Origin of the sequence: Candidatus Protofrankia californiensis (genome assembly GCF_900634765.1) — a bacterium.
Classification (GTDB): Bacteria; Actinomycetota; Actinomycetes; order Frankiales; family Frankiaceae; genus Protofrankia; species Protofrankia californiensis.
The window spans coordinates 1,261-3,685 of record NZ_CAAAFT010000373.1 but is presented as its reverse complement, the minus strand read 5'-3'; the positions used below and the strand labels follow the sequence as shown (position 1 = coordinate 3,685).

The following is a 2,425-nucleotide window of genomic DNA, read 5'->3' as shown; positions in this document are numbered from 1 at the left end:
GCGTACCGGAGACGTTGAGTTGCTGGCGGGTGAGACGGGCCTGGGCCTCCGCCACCGACAGGGTGGCGACGTCGGGCACGCGGACCTGCGCCCTGCCCAGGCTCAGGCGTATCCGCACGGTACTGCCGCGCACTGCCTCGGTGGCGCTGGCCGGTTCCTGCCCCATGACCTTCCCGTCGGGGACGGTGTCGCTGGTGGCGGCCTCGTCGTAGGCCACAGCGAATCCGGCATCGGTCAGTGCCTGCACCGCCGCCGCCCGGTCGAGACCCACCAGCGGCGGGACCCGCACCTTGCCCGGCCCGGACAATGCCCTGGTCGCGACGAGCCCGCAGACCAGGGCGACGGCCACGATCACGGCTACCATCACAAGCCTGCCGCGGGACCGGCGGAGTGGGAGCCGGTAGCGCCACCCGGGCAGCAGGTGGCCGCCCAGGGCAAGGCCGGCGGTCGCGCGCGGCCTGCTCCGGTGGTGAAAACCGGCGCTGTGAGCGCTGTGAGCCCCGTTGCCGTGAGCCCCGTTGCCGGCGGGGTCCCCGGTCGGTTCCGGCAGGTAGGGCAGGACGCGGTGCAGTTCGTCGAGCATGGCGGCCCCGTCAGCCGGCCGCATGTTCGGGTCGCGTGCCGTGGCGTGCAGCACCAGGCCGTCCAGTTCGGCTGGGATTCCCTGCGCGGCTGTCGACGGTGCGGGGACCTCGCCGTGCACCGACTGGTAGGCCACGGACATCGGGGTGGCGCCGGTGTGGGGCAGCACCCCGGTGAGCATCTCGTACAGGACGACCCCGGCGGTGTAGACGTCGCTACGGGTACTGGCGGAGCCGTCGCTGACCTGCTCAGGCGCCAGGTAGCCGACGGTCCCCATCACAACGCCCTGGGTCATGGCGTAGGTCGCCTGGTTGAGCGGCCGGGCGAGCCCGAAGTCGGCGACCTTCACCTGGCCGTCGTAGCCGAGCAGGATGTTCTCCGGCTTGATGTCGCGGTGGATGATCCCCGCGTCGTGGGCCGCCGCGAGAGCCTCGAGGACCGGTTCGATGATCTCGATGGCTTCGGTGGGGGTCAGCCGCTCGCGGCTGCCGATGAACTGCCGCAGGGTCTGGCCTCGCACGAGCTCCATCACGAGGTAAATCACCGGGCCGCTGGGTCCGTGATCGCTGCCCTGGTCGAGAATGGAGACGACGCACGGGGTGTTCAGCCGCGCGGCGGCGGTGGCTTCCCGCTGGAAACGACGGAGGTAGTCCTCGTCGTGCGCGAACGCGGGATGCATGACCTTGAGAGCGACCAGCCGGTCAAGCCGGTTGTCATGAGCGACGTAGACCGTCGCCATACCGCCGACGGCGATGCGTTCCTGCGCGGTATAGCGCCCGTCCAGCAACCGTCCGATGACGGGGTCTGCGACGGTCGCGTCCACATTGAACAGCTTAGAGCGCTCGACGGCGACGCCGAAATCCGGCACCGCGACCATACCCGGTCCAGTATGAACGGGGTGGGCCGCCACCGGGACGAGCCACCCGCCGTGACACCTGGCAAGTCGACGCCGCAGGCGCCGCCGAGCGGGCCAAAGGCAGCACGATCATGGTTTTTTCGCGCTGCCGGAGGCCCCAGTCCCCGGAGCACCAGAAGGCCAAAGGCGGGCGTTGGCAGGCGTCAACGTCCGGTATTCATCTGGGACGGTGACTGCGGTTTCTGCCAGGCCGGTGTCGGACTTCTCACCCGCCATCTCAGCGCGGTCCCGGACGTCTGGCCCTGGCAGGCAGTTGATCTGCACCGGCTCGGCCTGACCGAGGAGCAGGCACGGGACGCCGTCCAGTGGGTGGGCATGGATGGCGCGGTGCACTCAGGTGCGCAAGCGGTGGCCGCGTGGATGACCCTGTCCCGGCAGCCATGGCGGACGCTGGGCAAACTTGTTCAACGCCCCCTGCCCGGCCGCGCCGCCGCCGCCGTCTATGCCCAGGTGTGTCGCAACCGGGGCCGGCTGCCCTCCCCGACCTGGCGCGGATTGTGGTTGTGGGCACGGGGTTTGCGCGGGGATGCGCCGGCCGGCAGCTGCGGGCCGGCGGGTACACCGCCGCGCTGATCCTCCTCGTCACCGGCGTTTCATGACCGGACCCCCTGTGGGTTTGCCGACCGGCTAATTACTACAGTGCCTGCGTGCCCCGCATTCACCTGGTCTCGAACCTTCCCGGCGCCAGCGCACTCGGTGACCATCTGCGGGGCGCGGGGCTCGGGCCCACATCCGCGCGGTCCGCGGACGCGCTGCTCGTCCTCATCGACCGGCCACTGGACAGCAGCGAGCAGGATGTGCTGGACCGCGCGCGCCAGTCCGTCCCGGTGCTGCTCGCCGGTCCCACCCTGCGGTCGCTGCCACCTGACAGCCCGCTGGTCGAGGCGTCCGGGCTGGTGCCGGGCCGGGTGACGCCGGTCCATGAAC

The 2,425-nt window shown here is 70.8% G+C and carries 2 protein-coding genes and 1 pseudogene; 2 read left to right on the top strand and 1 reads right to left on the bottom strand.

What is annotated here, in order from left to right; translation table 11 throughout:
* On the bottom strand, positions 1-1,459 hold a 1,459-nt coding region (gene pknB, locus DD1DGNOD_RS19040), incomplete at its 3' end, for a Stk1 family PASTA domain-containing Ser/Thr kinase (protein ID WP_241255840.1).
* Positions 1,460-1,510: 51 nt separating this feature from the next.
* Between pknB and DD1DGNOD_RS19035 the strand changes: the two genes are divergently transcribed.
* A complete protein-coding gene (locus tag DD1DGNOD_RS19035) occupies positions 1,511-2,071 on the top strand; it encodes a thiol-disulfide oxidoreductase DCC family protein (protein WP_206443300.1) in 561 nt (186 codons plus the stop codon).
* A 74-nt stretch (positions 2,072-2,145) separates the two neighbouring features.
* Positions 2,146-2,425 (top strand): annotated as a pseudogene (locus DD1DGNOD_RS19030) (Gfo/Idh/MocA family protein); the annotation flags it as partial.